The sequence below is a fragment of the Sporomusa malonica genome, assembly GCF_900176355.1.
Classification (GTDB): Bacteria; Bacillota; Negativicutes; order Sporomusales; family Sporomusaceae; genus Sporomusa; species Sporomusa malonica.
Genome location: NZ_FWXI01000065.1, coordinates 1 through 1,067, shown reverse-complemented (window position 1 = coordinate 1,067; position 1,067 = coordinate 1). Strand labels below are relative to the sequence as shown.

The following is a 1,067-nucleotide window of genomic DNA, read 5'->3' as shown; positions in this document are numbered from 1 at the left end:
GTTGCTCCTCAGACCGTTTGTTTGCGTACGACTGTACGCGGCACTGCACGGTCTTCCGGTGCGCCTAGCACCTGATACCCGCTAGCCAGTTTCGCCTCAACTTAAACTTAGCTTGTGACTAAGGTTAAGACGTCTTAAAAAATCCTAATTGCGCTCGTTAAGTTACTTCTACATATTTGCATATGAGAGGTACTTTTACTTTTGCTTTCTTCTGTGCAGTTTTCAAGGAACATGGGTTATTTGGAACGCTTTGCGTTCCTCTAACCTAAACCAGCAACTTCCTAATCTCCCAGGCCGTTTCCAGCCAAGTACCTTCGGCGTTTGTAGGCTTAACTTCCGTGTTCGGCATGCGGAACGGGTCAAACGTCTTACCGCCACTAGATATCTAGTATCTCATGACATCGACGAAGTCTCTCGTTACGATATAGAACATGCAGTGTAAAATTCAAAGGTACGTTAGTACCTTCCTTCCTACAGCTATCGTCACTAGATTATGGTGGAGACGAGCGGGATCGAACCGCTGACCCCCTGCTTGCAAGGCAGGTGCTCTCCCAGCTGAGCTACGCCCCCATATTACTATATTAAGATGAAGATGGTGGGCCTAAGTGGACTTGAACCACTGACCTCACGCTTATCAGGCGTGCGCTCTAACCAGCTGAGCTATAGGCCCAAAACTTCCGGCTGTATAAAAACTTGCCCTCGCTGTGTTGCTTAGCGATACTCGCTTGTGACAGCCTCAAGAGAATTGTTGTACTCTCTACCTTCGACCCCCATCGCGAACGATGCAACCCGTTAACGCGATTTTGCCGAAGTATATTTAAATGAGCATTCCCTCAAAACCAAACAATGTAAATGTAATGTATCTGCCAAATGTCCGCGCATCGAATCAAGATAAACGTTACGACGGTTTCTTAGATAATCTGCAGTATACAGACTTCCTCGATAGCATCGTCGACCTAGGATTTCGAACTGTATTTCAAGTCCGTTATCTCCCTAGAAAGGAGGTGATCCAGCCGCACCTTCCGATACGGCTACCTTGTTACGACTTCACCCCAATCATTGACCCC

The 1,067-nt window shown here is 47.1% G+C and carries 2 tRNA genes and 2 rRNA genes; all 4 read right to left on the bottom strand.

What is annotated here, in order from left to right:
- Positions 1-268: 268 nt before the first annotated feature.
- Positions 269-382: ribosomal RNA gene (gene rrf, locus B9A22_RS24850) — 5S ribosomal RNA — on the bottom strand.
- 112 nt (positions 383-494) lie between these two features.
- A tRNA-Ala gene (locus B9A22_RS24845) sits at positions 495-570 on the bottom strand.
- 23 nt (positions 571-593) lie between these two features.
- Positions 594-670: transfer RNA gene (locus tag B9A22_RS24840), tRNA-Ile, on the bottom strand.
- A 327-nt stretch (positions 671-997) separates the two neighbouring features.
- Positions 998-1,067 (bottom strand): 16S ribosomal RNA (locus B9A22_RS24835); the annotation flags it as partial.